General features: G+C 31.4%; 16 protein-coding genes, 4 tRNA genes and 1 riboswitch. All 20 genes read left to right on the top strand.

Going from position 1 to position 16,609, the window contains the following annotated elements:
- The first annotated feature begins 59 nt into the window (after positions 1-59).
- The 20 genes from VN21_RS06090 to spoIIID all read left to right on the top strand — a co-directional run bounded on the left by VN21_RS06090 (position 60) and on the right by spoIIID (position 16,573).
- Positions 60-135: transfer RNA gene (locus tag VN21_RS06090), tRNA-Val, on the top strand.
- 9 nt (positions 136-144) lie between these two features.
- Positions 145-221 (top strand) — tRNA-Asp (locus tag VN21_RS06085).
- A 9-nt stretch (positions 222-230) separates the two neighbouring features.
- Positions 231-305 (top strand) — tRNA-Gly (locus tag VN21_RS06080).
- Positions 306-317: 12 nt separating this feature from the next.
- Positions 318-394, top strand: a tRNA-Arg gene (locus VN21_RS06075).
- A 141-nt stretch (positions 395-535) separates the two neighbouring features.
- Positions 536-1,384: a diadenylate cyclase CdaA gene (cdaA, locus tag VN21_RS06070; RefSeq protein WP_046822493.1), complete on the top strand. Its 849-nt coding sequence runs from the start codon at positions 536-538 to the stop codon at positions 1,382-1,384.
- Positions 1,381-2,571 (top strand): CdaR family protein, encoded by a 1,191-nt coding sequence (locus tag VN21_RS06065; protein WP_046822492.1) that lies wholly within the window; start codon positions 1,381-1,383, stop codon positions 2,569-2,571. The genes cdaA and VN21_RS06065 overlap by 4 nt, the downstream gene beginning before the upstream one ends.
- A gap of 136 nt (positions 2,572-2,707) precedes the next feature.
- Positions 2,708-3,613, top strand: a complete 906-nt coding sequence (gene ptb / locus VN21_RS06060) for a phosphate butyryltransferase (protein WP_046822491.1) — start codon at positions 2,708-2,710, stop codon at positions 3,611-3,613.
- Positions 3,614-3,635: 22 nt separating this feature from the next.
- Complete coding sequence (gene buk / locus VN21_RS06055) at positions 3,636-4,739, top strand: butyrate kinase (protein ID WP_046822490.1); 1,104 nt, start codon at positions 3,636-3,638, stop codon at positions 4,737-4,739.
- An 11-nt stretch (positions 4,740-4,750) separates the two neighbouring features.
- On the top strand, positions 4,751-5,428 hold the full coding sequence (locus tag VN21_RS06050; protein WP_046822489.1) for a hypothetical protein: 678 nt from the start codon (positions 4,751-4,753) through the stop codon (positions 5,426-5,428).
- A gap of 41 nt (positions 5,429-5,469) precedes the next feature.
- On the top strand, positions 5,470-5,685 hold the full coding sequence (locus VN21_RS06045) for a 4Fe-4S binding protein (RefSeq protein ID WP_021428297.1): 216 nt from the start codon (positions 5,470-5,472) through the stop codon (positions 5,683-5,685).
- Between the two features lie 24 nt (positions 5,686-5,709).
- Complete coding sequence (locus VN21_RS06040; RefSeq protein WP_021428273.1) at positions 5,710-6,792, top strand: 3-methyl-2-oxobutanoate dehydrogenase subunit VorB; 1,083 nt, start codon at positions 5,710-5,712, stop codon at positions 6,790-6,792.
- Positions 6,792-7,544: a thiamine pyrophosphate-dependent enzyme gene (locus VN21_RS06035; protein ID WP_035117711.1), complete on the top strand. Its 753-nt coding sequence runs from the start codon at positions 6,792-6,794 to the stop codon at positions 7,542-7,544. The genes VN21_RS06040 and VN21_RS06035 overlap by 1 nt, the downstream gene beginning before the upstream one ends.
- A 1-nt stretch (position 7,545) precedes the next feature.
- Positions 7,546-8,106 carry a 2-oxoacid:acceptor oxidoreductase family protein gene (locus tag VN21_RS06030; protein ID WP_021428304.1) on the top strand — a complete coding sequence of 187 codons (561 nt, stop codon included), beginning with the start codon at positions 7,546-7,548 and terminating at the stop codon, positions 8,104-8,106.
- 175 nt (positions 8,107-8,281) lie between these two features.
- Entirely contained in the window at positions 8,282-9,628 is a 1,347-nt protein-coding gene (glmM, locus tag VN21_RS06025) for a phosphoglucosamine mutase (protein WP_046822488.1), read from the top strand.
- A 242-nt stretch (positions 9,629-9,870) separates the two neighbouring features.
- Positions 9,871-11,697 carry a glutamine--fructose-6-phosphate transaminase (isomerizing) gene (gene glmS, locus VN21_RS06020; RefSeq protein ID WP_046822487.1) on the top strand — a complete coding sequence of 609 codons (1,827 nt, stop codon included), beginning with the start codon at positions 9,871-9,873 and terminating at the stop codon, positions 11,695-11,697.
- 227 nt (positions 11,698-11,924) lie between these two features.
- A riboswitch (cyclic di-GMP riboswitch) is annotated at positions 11,925-12,008 on the top strand.
- Positions 12,009-12,174: 166 nt separating this feature from the next.
- A complete protein-coding gene (locus VN21_RS06015) occupies positions 12,175-12,921 on the top strand; it encodes a YwmB family TATA-box binding protein (protein WP_046822486.1) in 747 nt (248 codons plus the stop codon).
- Between the two features lie 18 nt (positions 12,922-12,939).
- Positions 12,940-14,193, top strand: coding sequence for a UDP-N-acetylglucosamine 1-carboxyvinyltransferase (murA, locus tag VN21_RS06010; RefSeq protein WP_046822485.1), 1,254 nt, complete (start codon positions 12,940-12,942; stop codon positions 14,191-14,193).
- A gap of 74 nt (positions 14,194-14,267) precedes the next feature.
- Entirely contained in the window at positions 14,268-15,308 is a 1,041-nt protein-coding gene (gene spoIID, locus VN21_RS06005) for a stage II sporulation protein D (protein WP_046822484.1), read from the top strand.
- Between the two features lie 220 nt (positions 15,309-15,528).
- A complete protein-coding gene (locus VN21_RS06000; protein WP_046822483.1) occupies positions 15,529-16,209 on the top strand; it encodes a M23 family metallopeptidase in 681 nt (226 codons plus the stop codon).
- 97 nt (positions 16,210-16,306) lie between these two features.
- A complete protein-coding gene (gene spoIIID / locus VN21_RS05995) occupies positions 16,307-16,573 on the top strand; it encodes a sporulation transcriptional regulator SpoIIID (protein WP_021428251.1) in 267 nt (88 codons plus the stop codon).
- The last annotated feature ends 36 nt before the right edge of the window (positions 16,574-16,609 follow it).

The following is a 16,609-nucleotide window of genomic DNA, read 5'->3' as shown; positions in this document are numbered from 1 at the left end:
AGACACCGCCCTTTCACGGCGGTAACAGGGGTTCGATTCCCCTATGGGTCACCAGTCGTGGGATTATAGCTCAGCTGGGAGAGCACCTGCCTTACAAGCAGGGGGTCACAGGTTCGAGCCCTGTTAATCCCACCATATAAATGCGGCCTGGTAGTTCAGCTGGTTAGAATGCCAGCCTGTCACGCTGGAGGTCGAGGGTTCGAGTCCCTTCCAGGTCGCCAACTTAATAAGCGGGAATAGTTCAGTGGTAGAGCGCAACCTTGCCAAGGTTGAAGTCGCGAGTTCGAATCTCGTTTCCCGCTCCAAATAAAAAATGTGGGTGCATAGCTCAGCTGGATAGAGCAACGCCCTTCTAAGGCGTGTGTCCGGGGTTCGAATCCCTGTGCGCTCACCAATCGTAAAAGGAGTTTCACATTTGTGAAGCTCTTTTTTTATATTAAAAAAGTATTTTATATATAAATTGAATATAGCTGGATTAATATAGTATAATACATATTGTAAGCAATTTAAGTATTATAAACAGGAGGAAAGTACTGTGTTTAATATAGATTCTTTTTGGCAAGGTTTTATTAGTTTAGCAAGTAATGTAAATATACCTGATATAGTAGATATAGCAATCGTTACCTATATCTTTTACAAAGTATATACTTTTATAAAAGATACTAGAGCAGAGCAAGTTTTAAAAGGGATGTTATTTCTTTTAGTGGCTACTAAGGTCAGCGAAATATTTAATTTACATACATTATATTGGATGTTAGAAAATACTTTAACAGTAGGTTTGATTGCAGTGCTTATAATATTTCAACCAGAGCTTAGATCTGGGCTTGAATATATAGGAAGAACTAAATTTACTTTTTTAGGTAAAAATAATTATACTATATCAGAAGATCAACTTAAAAAAGATATAGAAGAAATCGTTGAATGTCTATACTCTCTATCAAGACAAAAAATAGGTGCCCTTATAATAATGGAAAGAGATACTAGAATAGGGGAAGTTATAAATACTGGGACTATAATTGATGCTGAAATATCTAGACAGTTATTAATAAATATATTTATACCTAATACACCTCTTCATGATGGTGCGGTTGTTATTAGAGATGGAAAAGTAAAAGCTGCAGCATGTTTTTTACCACTTACTGAAAGTAAGGACTTAAGCAAAGATTTAGGAACAAGACATAGAGCTGCAATCGGAGTAAGTGAAATTTCTGACTGTTTATCTCTTATAGTATCAGAAGAAACAGGAGCAGTTTCAATAGCTAAGTCAGGAAAGTTATATAGAAATATGACAAAAGAAAGATTAACTAATATATTACGAAGCAATTTAAAATCTAGTGATCAAGATCAAGAAAAAGGCTTTTTAAAAGGTGGTATATTTAGATGAAAAATAGATTAAAAAATAATACTAAAATAAAATTAATATCATTATTAAGCGCATTAGTTCTATGGCTATATGTTATGACAGTAGAAGATCCAGTAGAAACTAGGACCTTTAGTGATATACCTGTAACAATTACTAATATGAGCATACTAGAAGAAAGAGGGTTAACGGTATATCCAAAAGAGGAATTACTTGCAGATATATCTATAAGAGCTAATTTATCAAGCTTAAGACCTATAAATAGAGATAACATATACATTTATGGAAGACTAGATGATCCTAAAGAAGGAAAAAATGTAGTATATTTACAAGCTAATTTACCTGAGCGTGTAAATAAGTATGATATTAAGCCAAATGTCATAACATTAGATTTAGAAAAAGTAGTAAATGAGAAAAGAAGTATATCTGTAGATGTTGAAGGAGAACCAAAAACTAATATTGATAATATAGATATAAATAAGAAAACTGTAGATGTGAGTGGACCTAGAACTCTTGTTAATAAGGTGACTAGAATTAAAGCTACTTTGGATGCATCTGATAAATATAAAGACTTTTCGACTAAGTTGAAATTAGTGCCAGTAGATGCTAATGGAGATGTAGTTAAAGGGGTTAAATTAGATGATAATTTTGTTGTAGCAACAGTAAAATTTTTACAAGAAAAGGTAGTTCCAGTTAAGTTAGTATTTGATGACAGTGTAGCTAATCAATCTAATTTAGAAAACTATTCTATAAATCCAAAGGATATAACTATAGAAGGAAAGAAAGAAGCACTAGACAATATAAATGGTATAAACACAAAACCTATAACTGCTAATGATTTGAAAAGTAATAATAGCATAGATGTAGCATTGGATATACCTAAGGATATAAAAATTAAAAATAATATCTCAAGTATCAAGCTAAACATAAATAAAAATATAACAAGTGAGTTTCTAATTTCAAAATCTGATATAGAAATTATCTCAAAAGAAAATGAAACTGGAAAAGAGGTCGATTTAAGTAAAATTCCAGAAAATATAAAAATAACAGTTAGTTATTCTGATGAGATAAAGGATTTAAGCCAAAAAGATATACAATTATATATAGATATGGCGGATACATCCCAAGGTGAAGGTAAATACGTTATAAAATATAAAAGTGAATATAATTTTAAAAATGTTCAAATAGAACCTAAAACGGTAGAAATATAGCGAAAAATAAGAGGATGTGGCAAAAATTAGTAAGTTAAATAAATAATTTTTGTTGCATCTTTTTTATTTTAGATATATGATAAAAATGTGAAGGAAAACAATTTCATAGATATCTAAAATAAAATGGGGTGACGTTTTGAGAAGCTTTAATGATGTAATAAAGTACGCGAAAGAAAGAGGGCCTAAAATCATATCAGTTGCTTGCTCTCAAGATAAAGAAGTTTTAATTGCTGTTGATATGGCGAAAAAAGAAGGAATAGCTAATGCAATATTAGTTGGAGATATAGAAAAAACAAAAGAGATAGCGAAGGAATTAAATATAGATTTAGATGGATATGAGTTAATAGATGAAAAAGACTTAGCTCAAGCATCTTTAAAAGCGGTTAGTTTAGTATCTGAAGGTAAAGCAGATATGGTAATGAAAGGCTTAGTGGACACATCAATAATATTAAAGGCGGTATTAAATAAAGAAGTTGGATTAAGAACAGGAAACATATTAAGTCATGTTGCTGTTTTTGATGTTAAAGGATATGATAGACTTTTCTTTATAACAGATGCTGCTATGAACTTATCACCAGATGTTCAAGGTAAAAAACAAATCATAGAAAACGCTTGCGTAGTTGCGCATGCACTAGATATAGAAGAACCAAAAGTAGCTGCTATTTGTGCTAAAGAAAAAGTAAATCCTAAGATGCAAGATACTATAGATGCAAAGGATTTAGAGGAAATGTGTGCAAATGGAGATATAAAAGGATGTATAGTAGGGGGACCGTTTGCTTTAGATAATGCTGTTTCAGAAGAAGCTGCAAAACATAAAGGAATGAGTCATCCTATAGCAGGAAAAGCAGATATATTACTAGCTCCAGATATAGAAGCTGGAAATATACTATATAAATCACTAGTATTCTTCTCTGAAACAAAAAATGCAGGAGTTATAGTAGGGGCTAAGGCACCAATAATATTAACTTCAAGAGCTGATAGTGAAGAGACTAAGCTAAATTCTATAGCATTAGGAGTTTTAATGGCTGCAAAAGTTAAATAGATGAATATACAGGGGGCTTAATATGGAAAATTTATTTAAAATACTAACGATAAATCCAGGATCAACATCAACTAAGATAGCAGTTTTTGAAAATGAAAACTTATTATTTGAAAAGACATTAAGACATTCATCAGAAGAAATTGGACAATATGAAAAAATATCAGATCAATTTGAATTCAGAAAAAAAGTTATAGAAGATGCATTATTAGAAGGTGGAATAAAAGTATCAGACTTAAATGCTGTAGTAGGTAGAGGTGGACTTTTAAAACCTATAACAGGTGGTACATATAGTGTAGATGAAGATATGATGGAAGATTTAAAAGTAGGAGTACTAGGAGAACATGCATCTAACTTAGGAGGGCTAATAGCTAAAGAAATAGGTGACAGTGTAGGACTACCTTCATATATAGTAGATCCAGTTGTAGTTGATGAATTACATGATGTAGCAAGAATATCAGGAATACCAGAAATATCAAGAAAAAGTATATTCCACGCACTAAATCAAAAAGCTACTGCAAGAAGAGCTGCTAAAGATTTAGATAAGAAGTATGAAGATTGTAACTTTATAGTTGCTCATATGGGTGGAGGAATTTCAGTTGGAGCTCATAAAAAAGGTTCAGTTATAGATGTTGCAAATGCTTTAGATGGAGAAGGTCCTTTTTCTCCAGAAAGAAGTGGGGGTCTTCCAGTAGGAGACTTAGTAAAAATGTGTTTTAGTGGAGAATATTCACTTGATGATATAAAGAAAAGAATAAAAGGCAATGGAGGTTTAGTAGCATACTTAAATACTAATGATGGTAGAGAAGTAGAATCTATGATTGCTGAAGGAAATGATAAAGCTAAATTGGTTTATGAAGCAATGGCATACCAAGTTGCTAAAGAGATAGGAGCTTGTGCATCAGTATTAAATGGAGATGTAGATGCAGTTTTATTAACTGGAGGAATAGCTTACTCAAATATGTTTACGAACATGATAATTGATAAAGTTAAATTTATAGCTGAGGTAAAGGTTTACCCAGGGGAAGATGAAATGATAGCATTAGCTCAAGGTGGTCTTAGAGTTCTAAATAAAGAAGAAGAAGCCAAAGTTTATGGAAAAGAATTAGCTACTGCTAATACATTATAAAAGGTGATTATATGATAAAAAATGACAAGAGGATTAGAATCATTATAGGTCATTATGGTAGTGGCAAAAGTGAGTTTTCTATGAATTATGTAACAAAGCTTAGAGACCTTACTGATGCTAAAGTTGCGATATCAGATCTTGATATTGTAAACGTTTACTTTAGGACTAGAGAAAAAAGAGATTTTTTACAATCTAAAAATATAATGCCTATAGATAGTTCAATACAAGCAACTTCATTAGATTTACCAGCTGTATCAGCTCAAGTTACAGCGCCTTTAACAGATAAATCGTATGATTATGTAATTGATGTAGGAGGAGATGATGTAGGGGCTAGAGTTTTAGGTAGATTTAGTCATCTTGTAGAAAAAGACGATTATGATATGTTTTGCGTGGTTAATGCAAATAGAGAGCAAACTCAAACTACGAGTGATGTGATAAATCATATTCGAGCTATAGAAAACTCATCAAAATTAAAAGTAACAGGACTTATAAATAATACACATTTAGTTAGAGAAACTACTATAGAAGACATCCTAAAAGGACAAGAACTAGTTAAAGAAGTTTCAAATATAACTAATATACCAATAAAGTATGTTACTTGTTTAGAAAGCTTAATACCTCAACTTCCAACAAACTTAGATGGGGATATATTTCCAATAAATTTATACATGAGAGAATGTTGGATGTAAAATGAGGTTTAAATATATACAGTTCAAGGAGGCTAATTAAAATGGCTAAGGGAAAAGTTACTTTTGACCAAGACTTATGTAAAGGGTGTGCACTTTGTGTTTCAGCATGTCCAGTTAAGATTGTAGAAATAGACAAGGCTACAATAAACAAAAAAGGATATAATCCAGCTTCTGTTTCTGATATGGATAAATGCGTAGGATGTGCAAATTGTGCAACTATGTGTCCAGATGCAGTTATAACAGTAGAGAGAGACTAAATACAAACTTAAGGGGGAATTAAAATGGCTAAGATACTTATGAAGGGTAACGAAGCAATAGGGAAAGCAGCTATGGAAGCTGGCTGTAAGTATTTCTTTGGTTATCCAATAACACCACAAAACGAGTTACCAGAATATATGTCTAGAGAACTACCAAAAAATGGAGGAGCTTTTGTTCAAGCAGAATCAGAAGTATCTGCGATAAATATGGTTTATGGAGCAGCAGGAGCAGGTGCTAGAGTTATGACATCTTCATCTTCGCCAGGAATAGCTTTAAAACAAGAAGGTATAACATACGCAGCAGGAGCAGAGCTTCCATGTGTTGTTGTTAATATAATGAGAGGTGGTCCAGGACTTGGAGGAATACAACCATCTCAATCTGACTACTTTATGTCAACAAGAGGTGGAGGAAATGGAGATTATAGAACTCCAGTTTATGCACCAGCAACTGTTCAAGAAGCTGTTGATATGGTAATGGAAGCTTTTGAAGTTGCAGATTACTACAGAACTCCAGTTATGGTAGTTGGAGATGGTATGATAGGTCAAATGATGGAACCAGTAGAATTTAATAAGCCTAAAACAAGAGAATTAGCTCCAAAAACTTGGGCTAGTGTTGGAACTAAAATGGAGAGAAAACCAAATATAATAAACTCTTTATACTTAGATCCAAAATCTCTAGAAGATCACTGTATAAATTTAGATGCTAAATATAAAGAAATAGAAAAAAATGAAACTGCATATGAAATGTACAAAACAGAGGATGCTGAAATAGTATTCGTAGCATACGGAACTACTTCAAGAATCGTTAAAAATACAATAGAAAGTTTAAGAGAAGAAGGTATAAAAGCTGGTCTTATAAGACCTAAAACTTTATGGCCATTCCCATTTGAAGCATTTAATCAAATACCAGAAGCTAAGAACTTATTAACAGTAGAAATGAGTACTGGACAAATGGTAGAGGATGTTAGACTAGCTATAGAAGGTAGATTACCTGTTCACTTCTATGGAAGAACAGGTGGTATGATACCATCACCAGCAGAAATAGCTGCAAAAGCTAAAGAAATAGTAGAACAATCTCAACAAGTTGCTATGGGAGGTGCTAGATAATGACACTTGTATTCAAGAAAACTCAAGGATTAACAGATAACCAAACACACTACTGTCCAGGATGTACACATGGTATAATCCATAGATTAGTAGGAGAAGTATTAGAAGAACTAGGTGTATTAGGAGATACTATAGGGGTTGCTCCTGTTGGGTGTTCAGTTTTAGCATACAATTACTTTAACTGTGACATGCAAGAGGCTTCTCATGGTAGAGCACCAGCTGTTGCTACAGGTATAAAAAGAGTTCATCCAGATAAAGTAGTATTTACTTATCAAGGAGATGGAGACTTAGCATCTATAGGAACTGCTGAGATAGTTCATGCGGCTGCAAGAGGAGAAAAATTTACAACAATATTTGTAAATAATGCTATATATGGTATGACAGGTGGGCAAATGGCTCCAACAACTTTATTAGGTCAAAAAGCTACTACAGCTCAAAGTGGAAGAGATATAAATTTACAAGGAGCTCCTATAAGAATGGTTGAAATGTTAGGAACTTTAGATAGAGCTGTATTTGTAGAGAGAGTTTCTGTAGATACTCCTGCTAATGTAAGAAAAGCTAAAAAAGCTATAAAGAAAGCTTTTGAAGTTCAATTAGCTGGATTAGGATTTGGTATAGTAGAAGTATTATCAACTTGTCCTACAAACTGGGGATTAACTCCTCAAGATTCATTACAATGGCTAAGAGATAATATGATGCCATACTATCCAATAGGAAATATTAAAGATGTTAAAGTTGAGGAGGCGAAGTAATATGGCTACAGAAAGAGTAATATGTGCAGGATTTGGTGGTCAAGGTGTTATGTCTATGGGACAATTACTTACTTATGCAGGAATGCTTGAGAAAAAGGAAGTTTCATGGCTACCATCATATGGACCAGAAATGCGTGGAGGAACTGCTAACTGTTCAGTAACAATTTCTGATACTCCAGTAGGATCACCAGTTATAACTGATGATGCAACTTGTGCTATAGTTATGAACTTACCTTCACTTGATAAATTTGAAAAAGATGTTGTTCCTGGGGGTAAAATACTAGTGAACAGTTCATTAATAGAGAAAAAAGTTGAAAGAACAGACGTAAAAACTTACTACATACAAGCTAATGAATTAGCTTTAGAACTTGGAAATCCAAGAGTTGCTAATATGATAATGTTAGGAGCATACTTAGAGTTAAATAAATGTGTGGAAGTAGATTCTGTATTAGAAGCATTTAAAAAAGTTTTCGGGCCAAGTAAAGAAAAATTTGTTCCATTAAACAAAGCCGCTTTACTAAAAGGTGCTGAAGCAGTTAAATCTCAAGAAGCGCTTGCATAATTGAAATATGTCATATTTAGTTAATTAAAGACAGAAAAAAGACAATGGTGTAAATACTATTGTCTTTTTTTGTGAAACATATTACAATAACAATTATGAACTAAAGACTATGATTGAACATAATATAAAACTGTGATATATTTAAAAGTCTTTATTGCTGGAAGGAGTTTTTTTGATGAGAAAATATTTTGGAACTGACGGAGTAAGAGGAATAGCCAATACAGAACTTAACTGTGATCTAGCGTATAAGCTAGGTAGAGCAGGTGGGTATGTTTTAACTAAAGGGAAAGATAAAGTTAAGGTTGTAGTTGGTAAAGATACTAGAGTATCTGGAGATATGCTAGAATCAGCTCTTATAGCTGGACTTATGTCAGTTGGATGTGATATTATAACTGTTGGTGTAATACCAACTCCAGGAGTAGCATATTTGACTAAACACTACAATGCAGATTGTGGAGTAGTTATATCAGCATCTCATAACCCAGTAGAATATAATGGAATAAAATTCTTTAATGAACATGGATATAAACTTGATGATTCTATTGAACTTGAAATAGAGTCATATATAGATGATATAGAAAAAGTAGAAGTACATCCAACTGGAGATAAAGTTGGTAAAAAGATACACGAACATGACGCTGTAAGAGATTACGTTGATTATTTAAAAACTATAGTTAATATAGATTTTAATGGATTAAAAGTTGTGTTAGACTGTGCGAATGGAGCTGCATACAAAGTTGCGCCAATGGTGTTTGAAGAGTTAGGAGCAGATGTTGTAGCTATAAATAATACACCAGATGGAAATAACATAAATGATAAATGTGGATCAACACACCCAGAAGGACTTCAAGAAGCTGTATTAAAAAATAAAGCTGATTTAGGACTTGCATATGATGGTGATGCAGATAGACTAATAGCTGTAAATGAAAAGGGTCAAATTGTAGATGGTGACCATATAATGATATTAAGTGCAATATATTTAAAGAAGCACAACAAGTTAGCTAAAGACACTTTAGTTGTTACAGTTATGAGTAATATAGGTTTAGTTATAGCTGCAAAAGAAAACAACATAAATCTAGCAACAACAGCTGTAGGAGACAGATATGTTTTAGAGGAAATGAAAAACAGTGGATATAATTTAGGTGGAGAGCAATCAGGTCATATGATTTTCTTAGATTATAATACGACTGGAGATGGAACTTTAAGTTCTTTAGTTTTGGCTCAAATAGTTAAAGAAGAAGGTAAAACTTTATCAGAACTTGCAGCAGTAATGAATCAATATCCACAAGTATTAGTTAACGCTAGAATAAAAAATGAAAATAAAAATAGATACATGGAAATACCAGAAATTAAAGCTGAAATAGAAAGAATAGAAAAACTAATGGATGGATGTGGAAGAGTCTTAATAAGACCATCAGGAACAGAGCCATTAGTAAGAGTTATGTTAGAGGGTAAAGATGAAGGTCAATTAAAAGAGTTAGCTACAAATTTAGCTAACTTAATACAAGAAAAATTATCATAATTTAATAAGTAAATGCTGAAGGTTATATTCAGTATTTACTTTACAAGCGCCAGAACTTAGTAAAATCTAAGTTGACGAGGACAGAGTTAATCGAATTGTCGGCGGATACTCTGCGGTGTGTTTACCATCGTAAAGCTTTTACAAACCATATAAGTGATTATATGTACAAAAAAAAGTTTATGTAAACTGACCTGAATCTTAAAAATATATATAAAATTAATATTTTTAGGAGGACACAAATTATGTGTGGTATAGTTGGATATTTAGGAAATAAAATGGCAACAGAAGTTTTAGTAGAAGGATTATCAAAGCTTGAATACAGAGGGTATGATTCTGCAGGTGTTGCTATAAATACAGGAAATGAGTTAGAAATAAGAAAGTTTAAAGGAAGATTAGCTGTTTTAGCAGAGGATTTAGAAAAGAACCCTATAAATGGAGGTTTAGGAATAGGACACACAAGATGGGCGACTCATGGAGAGCCATCAGATGTTAATTCACATCCTCACTTTAATATGGATAGAACAATAGCTGTAGTTCACAATGGAATTATAGAAAACTATATGGAATTAAAAGAAGAATTACAAGCTGAAGGTGTAAAATTCTTATCTCAAACAGATACAGAAGTAGTAGCACATTTAGTTGATAAATATTATGAAGGTAATTTACTAGATGCAGTATATAAAGCTACTCAAAGATTAAGAGGAGCATATGCATTAGGTGTTATATGTAAAGATAATAATCAAGAATTAGTATCAGTTAGAAAAGATAGTCCTTTAGTTGTAGGACTTGGAGATGGAGAAAACTTTATAGCATCAGATATACCTGCAATATTAAAATATACAAGAAATGTATATTTCTTAGAAAATGGTGAATTTGTTCATATAGTAGGAGATAAAGTTACTATATTAAATGAAAATAGAGAAGTAGTAAATAAAGAAGTTAATGAAATTACTTGGGATGTTGAAGCTGCATCTAAAGGTGGATACGAACATTTCATGTTAAAAGAAATATATGAACAGCCTAATGGAGTAAAAGAAACATTAGTAAGAAGATTAAATGAAAACGGAGAAATCCATTTAGATGATATAAAAATGACTAAAGAAGATTTAGACAATATAAATAGAGTTTATATAGTAGCGTGTGGAACTGCTTATCATGCTGGACTTATAGGAAAGTTCGCTATAGAAAAATTTGCTAAGATACCAGTTATAACAGATATAGCATCAGAATTTAGATATAGAGATCCATTTATAGATGATAAGACATTATTAATATTAGTAAGTCAATCAGGAGAAACTGCAGATACTTTAGCTTCTTTAAGATATGCTAAAGAAAGAGGAGCTAGAATATTATCAGTAACTAACGTTGTTGGGTCTTCAATTGCAAGAGAATCAGACGATGTATTCTATACTTGGGCAGGACCTGAAATATCAGTTGCATCAACTAAGGCATATACAACTCAATTAGTATCATTCTATATGATAGCTTTAGACTTTGCTATAAAGAAAGGTACTATAACTAGAGAGTACTATAATGAAATGATAGAAAAACTAAAAGAAATGCCTTCAAAGGTTGAAGAAGCTTTAAAACAAGAAGATCATATAAAAGAAATTGCTAAGACTTTAAAAGAAAAGCATAGCGCATTCTACCTAGGTAGAGGATTAGATTATAATATAGCTATGGAAGGTGCTTTAAAAATAAAAGAAATATCATATATACATGCAGAAGCATTTGCTGCAGGTGAGTTAAAGCATGGAACTATAGCATTAATAGAAAAAGGAACTCCTGTAGTTGCTATAGCTTCTCAAGGAGAGTTATTTGAAAAAATGGTTTCTAACATGGAAGAGGTTAGAGCAAGAGGAGCATATGTAATTGCTGTAGCTCAAGAGAAAAATAAAGAAGTTGAAAAATCTGCTGATGAAGTGGTATATATACCTAATGTTGAGGATGTTTTATCAAGTATATTAACAGTTTTACCACTTCAATTATTATCTTACTATGTTGCAGTTGAAAGAGGTTGCGATGTAGATAAACCAAGAAATTTAGCCAAATCAGTTACTGTTGAATAATAAAAATCAAAGGTGATATCTCGATTTTATATTGAGAATCACCTTTTTAAACTTTATGTATAATTTTATATACAATACTAATTTAAGATACTGAGTAATTAACTAAATCTTAAAAATAGTGATTTGAAGCTTTTGAGAGTATAAGATAGGGTAAATCCAAATGAAACTCATACGAAAGCTTAAAAGCGCCAAATTTAGCCTCTAATGCGCAATTAAATATATTTCATAATGAATTGAGAAGCGAAGAACTATATCCTATATGTGGGCATCTTGGATATATGGAGTTATTGATGCAACCAGCTACACTTAAAATATTAAGTATAGCTTTTTTATTGTGTAAAATTATATATAATTGAATGTATATAGAAAAAATTATAATAATATATTAAAATATTTTTTGGAATCGATAATAGTATAACCGACCATTTTTTGTTAATACTTTATAGTATAAAACTGGAAATATGGGGAGGAAATACTATGAAAAAAATATTAGTAAGTACAAGTTTGATATTTATATTTTTATTAGGGATAGTTGTTTGCTATGGAGAATCAAAAAATGAAATAAAGAGCAATGGATATAAGCAACTAGTAAATACTTTTGAAAGCATAGATAGCAATTTTAAATTTTATAATATGAAAGCTAATGCGTATTTAGATAAATCTTTAAAAAAAGAAGAAATGAAAAATATTTGCATGGAAATAATTTCAAATCTAGGGCTTGAAGAATCGAATTTGAAATGGATTGAAAGTAAAAAGGATACTCAAACACAGGTATATGCACAGATAGATGAAAAAGATAGAAATATATCTATCATTGTCGCTAATAAAGGTAAAAATGAGTCATATATTATAGTTGACATATTAGAAAATAAAGTATATAAAGATATAGTGGATATTTATACGGTTGTAGAAAATACTCTAAATTTGTATTGCAAAAAAGTCGATATTTATACATGTATGGCTGGAGAGTATAAAAAAAAGTTACAACTACACAAATATGATGATATTTTGAAAAAAATATTATATAATATGAATGCTAAAGAAATAGATAGGGTTGAAGAAGAAAATTTTATGTCGGTAACAGCTTTTAGTAAATTGATTAAAACTGATTACCTTGAATATTTGGGAAATAAGGTAAATTTAAATATAGGAATTAGGTATAGCGAAAATGAAGAAAAAACTATGATTTACATAGCTACACCTATAATAAAATTAGATTATTAGTGTGAGGAGAAAAGTGAAATGGCAAAAATTTTAGTTAAGAAGAGTAATCCACTTGTAGGAAGTGTTAAAATAGATGGGGCAAAAAATGCAGTATTACCAATAATAGCAGCAACTTTATTAGCTGATGGGAAATCAGTATTAAAAGGGGTTCCTAATTTAAAAGACGTACATGTAATATCTGACTTATTAAGACATTTAGGGGCAGAAGTTGAATATAAAGACTGTACATTAACAGTAGATGCAAGTAATATAAAGACTTGTGAAGCTCCATATGAGCTTGTAAGAAAAATGAGAGCATCATTCTTAGTAATGGGACCATTACTTGCTAGATTTAATCATACAAAGATATCTATGCCAGGAGGATGCGCAATAGGAACTAGACCTATAGATTTACATCTAAAAGGATTTAAGGCATTAGGAGCTAATGTAATAATAGATCATGGATTTGTTGAAGCTAATGCAGAAAAATTAGTAGGAAGCAAGTTATACTTAGACTTCCCATCAGTAGGAGCTACAGAAAACATAATGATGGCTGCTGCTTTAGCAGAAGGAACAACGATAGTAGAAAATGCTGCAGAAGAACCAGAAATAGTTGATTTAGCAAACTTCTTAAATGAAATGGGAGCTGACGTAAAAGGGGCAGGAACTAATACAATAAGAATCAAGGGAGTTAAGTCACTTAAAGGTGCTGAACATACAGTTATACCAGATAGAATAGAAGCAGCTACATATATGGTTGCAGCGGCTATGACAAAAGGGGATATAACTATAGAAAATGTAATCATGGAACACTTAAAGCCTGTTGTAGCTAAATTAAAAGAGGCTGGATGTGAAATAATAGATATGGATAATGCTGTAAGAGTCAAAGGACCTGAAGTGTTAAAGCCAATAGATATAAAAACATTACCACACCCAGGGTTCCCAACAGATGTTCAAGCTCAATTTATGGCTATGGCTACTGTAGCAAATGGAACGGGAGTAGTTATAGAAACTGTATTTGAAAATAGATTTATGCATGTTGCAGAGTTCAATAGAATGGGTGCTAATATAAAAATAGAAGGTAGAAGTGCTATTGTTTCAGGTGTAGATCAATTACATGGATCAACAGTAAAAGCAACAGATTTAAGAGCTGGAGCTGCATTGATTTTATGTGGACTTATAGCTGAAGGAGTAACTGAAATAGGAGATATATATCATATACAAAGAGGATATGTAGACATAGATAAGAAGATACAAGCATTAGGTGGAAATATAGAAATAATTGAAGACTAAAAATTAGTCATAATTAACACGGGTTTTTCATAAAATTTATGGATTATAAGTATTTATCCAAGGAGGAAAATTTTATGAAAAACCCATTGTTAGTTTTAGCTAGTACTGTTTTGGTAACTGCGGCTATACCTATTTGTGTATCTATACTTGCATATAGTTCGGATTCAAAGCTAGATATAGTACCGCATATTCAAAACAAGCTAAAAATTGAAACTAAGCTAAAAATTAATAAAAAGAAAAGTATTAAAAATTACGAAACTATAGATAAGGAATCACCTAAAATAAAAGTTTATAATCATAAAAAAGGAATAGTGGAAACTCTAGACATAGAGGCTTACTTATGTGGAGTTCTTGCAGGTGAAATGTCCGCAGAGTTTGACAAAGAGGCTTTAAAGGCACAAGCGGTGGCGGCTAGAACATTTACGGTATATAGTGAAAAAACTGGTAAGCATAAGAATGCAGCTGTATGTACAGATTATAAGCATTGCCAGGAATATAAAAGTAAAGAAGAATTGCTAAATAAAAATGGCCAAGCTTGGATGGATAAGTCTTATACAAAAATAGAACAAGCTGTTAAAGATACTAAGGGTCAAATTATAGTATATAAAGATGAACCAATTTTACCATTATATTTTTCTACATCATCAGGAAATACAGAAAATAGTGAAGAGGTATTTAGTACTAAATATCCATATTTGAGATCTGTAGATAGTCCTTATGATAAAAATGCACCTAAATATGCATCTAATGTTAAGATAAATAATTCAGACTTTATAAATACATTAAGAAAAGGTTATCCGAATATGTCAATATCTAGTGATAAACTATCAAAACAAGTTAGTATAGAAGAAAGAAGTAAAGGTGGATCGGTTGAAAAGATAAATGTTGGAAATAAAGAGATATCAGGCCGTGATATAAGAAGTTTATTTAATTTGAATTCTGCTAACTTTGATTTGAAGTTTAATAAAGATTATGTGGATATTATTGTAAAAGGATATGGTCATGGTGTGGGCATGAGTCAATGGGGAGCAGAGGGAATGGCTAAGGATGGGTATAAATACTATGAAATATTAGAACATTATTACTCAGATGTAAATATTAAAGATACATATTAAAAACTCTAAACTAACTTGATTTACAAGTTAGTTTAGAGTTTTTTTACATTTTAAGAATTATGATGAAGTAAAAAATTGAAGAGATATTAATTTATTTATATATAGTGAAAAATTAATATTAAAAATATGAAAAGAAAATAAATATAAAAGAATAAAAATTGTATAAAAATAACAAATAAGGTACAAAATACAAATGTATGAATATATTTGGAGGTGCGTCATGAAAAAGAAAAAACTATTAGAGAAAGATGGTTTTTACTTAGCCTTATTTGTATGTGTTTGTTTAGTAGCAATTGGAGGTATTTGGTTTACAAAAAATAGTGTGGATGATTTAGCTTCAAAAAATGGTTTCTTAGATAATCAAAATAAAGTGGCAAAAGGTGATGAAGAAGGCGAAATTCACCTAATAGAAAAAGATGATAAAACTGTGCCAACAGCTACCAATTCAAAAGAGAACTTAGATAAGGTAAAAGAAAAAGAAGTTGTTAAAAAGGAAGAGAGCAAAATAAACTATCTAGGAGAAAAAGTGACTAGAGAGTATTCAGAAAAAGAGCCTAGTTACTCAAGTACATTAGATGTATGGGAAATACATAAAGCATTAGATGTACAAGCTAAAAAAGGAAGTAAAGTAAAATCAATAATTAATGGGAAAGTAACAGATGTTTTTAAAGATGACCAACATGGAATATCTGTAAAAGTAGAATCTAAAGATAAATTAGCTGTTGTGTATTCAAACTTAGATGACAAAGTATCTGTTAAAAAAGGACAAGAAGTTAAAGACGGAGATGTAATAGGAAAAGTAGGTAATACTACTAGTGTAGAAAGCTTAGAAGGTGCACATGTGCATGTAACTGCAACAAAAGATGGCAAAGATATAGACCCTATGAAGTTAATTAAATAAAAAATATAACAAGCTTAATCAAATTTGATTAAGCTTGTTATATTTTTTTGTTTTTTTACATATATATCACTAAGGTAGGATTTAAGGGGGGGAAGCTTTGAGATCGCATATAGAGGAAAGAGCTATAGTTGTAGCAAAGTATATATTAGAGAAGAAAACAACAGTTAGACAAACTGCTAAAACATTTGGTGTAAGTAAAAGCACTATACACAAAGATGTAACTGAACGATTAGAAGAAATTAATCCATCTCTTGCAAAAGAGGTTAAAATGGTTTTGGAAAAAAATAAATCTGAAAGGCATATAAGAGGGGGAATGGCAACAAAACAAAAATATGAAGTGAAGTGCAATAAAAATGTAGGTTGAAAAACCTACATTTTTTTCTTGACTAAAAACAAGTTT

The sequence above is a fragment of the Paraclostridium benzoelyticum genome, from assembly GCF_001006285.1.
Lineage (GTDB): Bacteria > Bacillota > Clostridia > Peptostreptococcales > Peptostreptococcaceae > Paraclostridium > Paraclostridium benzoelyticum.
This window is presented reverse-complemented; position numbering and strand designations above follow the sequence as displayed.

What these genes read in the sequence shown, in the direction of transcription:
- VN21_RS06065 (WP_046822492.1), top strand. Translation starts at nt 1,381, where the DNA reads ATGAAAAATAGATTAAAAAATAATACTAAAATAAAATTAATATCATTA.
- buk (WP_046822490.1), top strand. Translation starts at nt 3,636, where the DNA reads ATGGAAAATTTATTTAAAATACTAACGATAAATCCAGGATCAACATCA.
- VN21_RS06050 (WP_046822489.1), top strand. Translation starts at nt 4,751, where the DNA reads ATGATAAAAAATGACAAGAGGATTAGAATCATTATAGGTCATTATGGT.
- VN21_RS06045 (WP_021428297.1), top strand. Translation starts at nt 5,470, where the DNA reads ATGGCTAAGGGAAAAGTTACTTTTGACCAAGACTTATGTAAAGGGTGT.
- VN21_RS06040 (WP_021428273.1), top strand. Translation starts at nt 5,710, where the DNA reads ATGGCTAAGATACTTATGAAGGGTAACGAAGCAATAGGGAAAGCAGCT.
- VN21_RS06035 (WP_035117711.1), top strand. Translation starts at nt 6,792, where the DNA reads ATGACACTTGTATTCAAGAAAACTCAAGGATTAACAGATAACCAAACA.
- VN21_RS06030 (WP_021428304.1), top strand. Translation starts at nt 7,546, where the DNA reads ATGGCTACAGAAAGAGTAATATGTGCAGGATTTGGTGGTCAAGGTGTT.
- glmM (WP_046822488.1), top strand. Translation starts at nt 8,282, where the DNA reads ATGAGAAAATATTTTGGAACTGACGGAGTAAGAGGAATAGCCAATACA.
- glmS (WP_046822487.1), top strand. Translation starts at nt 9,871, where the DNA reads ATGTGTGGTATAGTTGGATATTTAGGAAATAAAATGGCAACAGAAGTT.
- VN21_RS06015 (WP_046822486.1), top strand. Translation starts at nt 12,175, where the DNA reads ATGAAAAAAATATTAGTAAGTACAAGTTTGATATTTATATTTTTATTA.
- murA (WP_046822485.1), top strand. Translation starts at nt 12,940, where the DNA reads ATGGCAAAAATTTTAGTTAAGAAGAGTAATCCACTTGTAGGAAGTGTT.
- spoIID (WP_046822484.1), top strand. Translation starts at nt 14,268, where the DNA reads ATGAAAAACCCATTGTTAGTTTTAGCTAGTACTGTTTTGGTAACTGCG.
- VN21_RS06000 (WP_046822483.1), top strand. Translation starts at nt 15,529, where the DNA reads ATGAAAAAGAAAAAACTATTAGAGAAAGATGGTTTTTACTTAGCCTTA.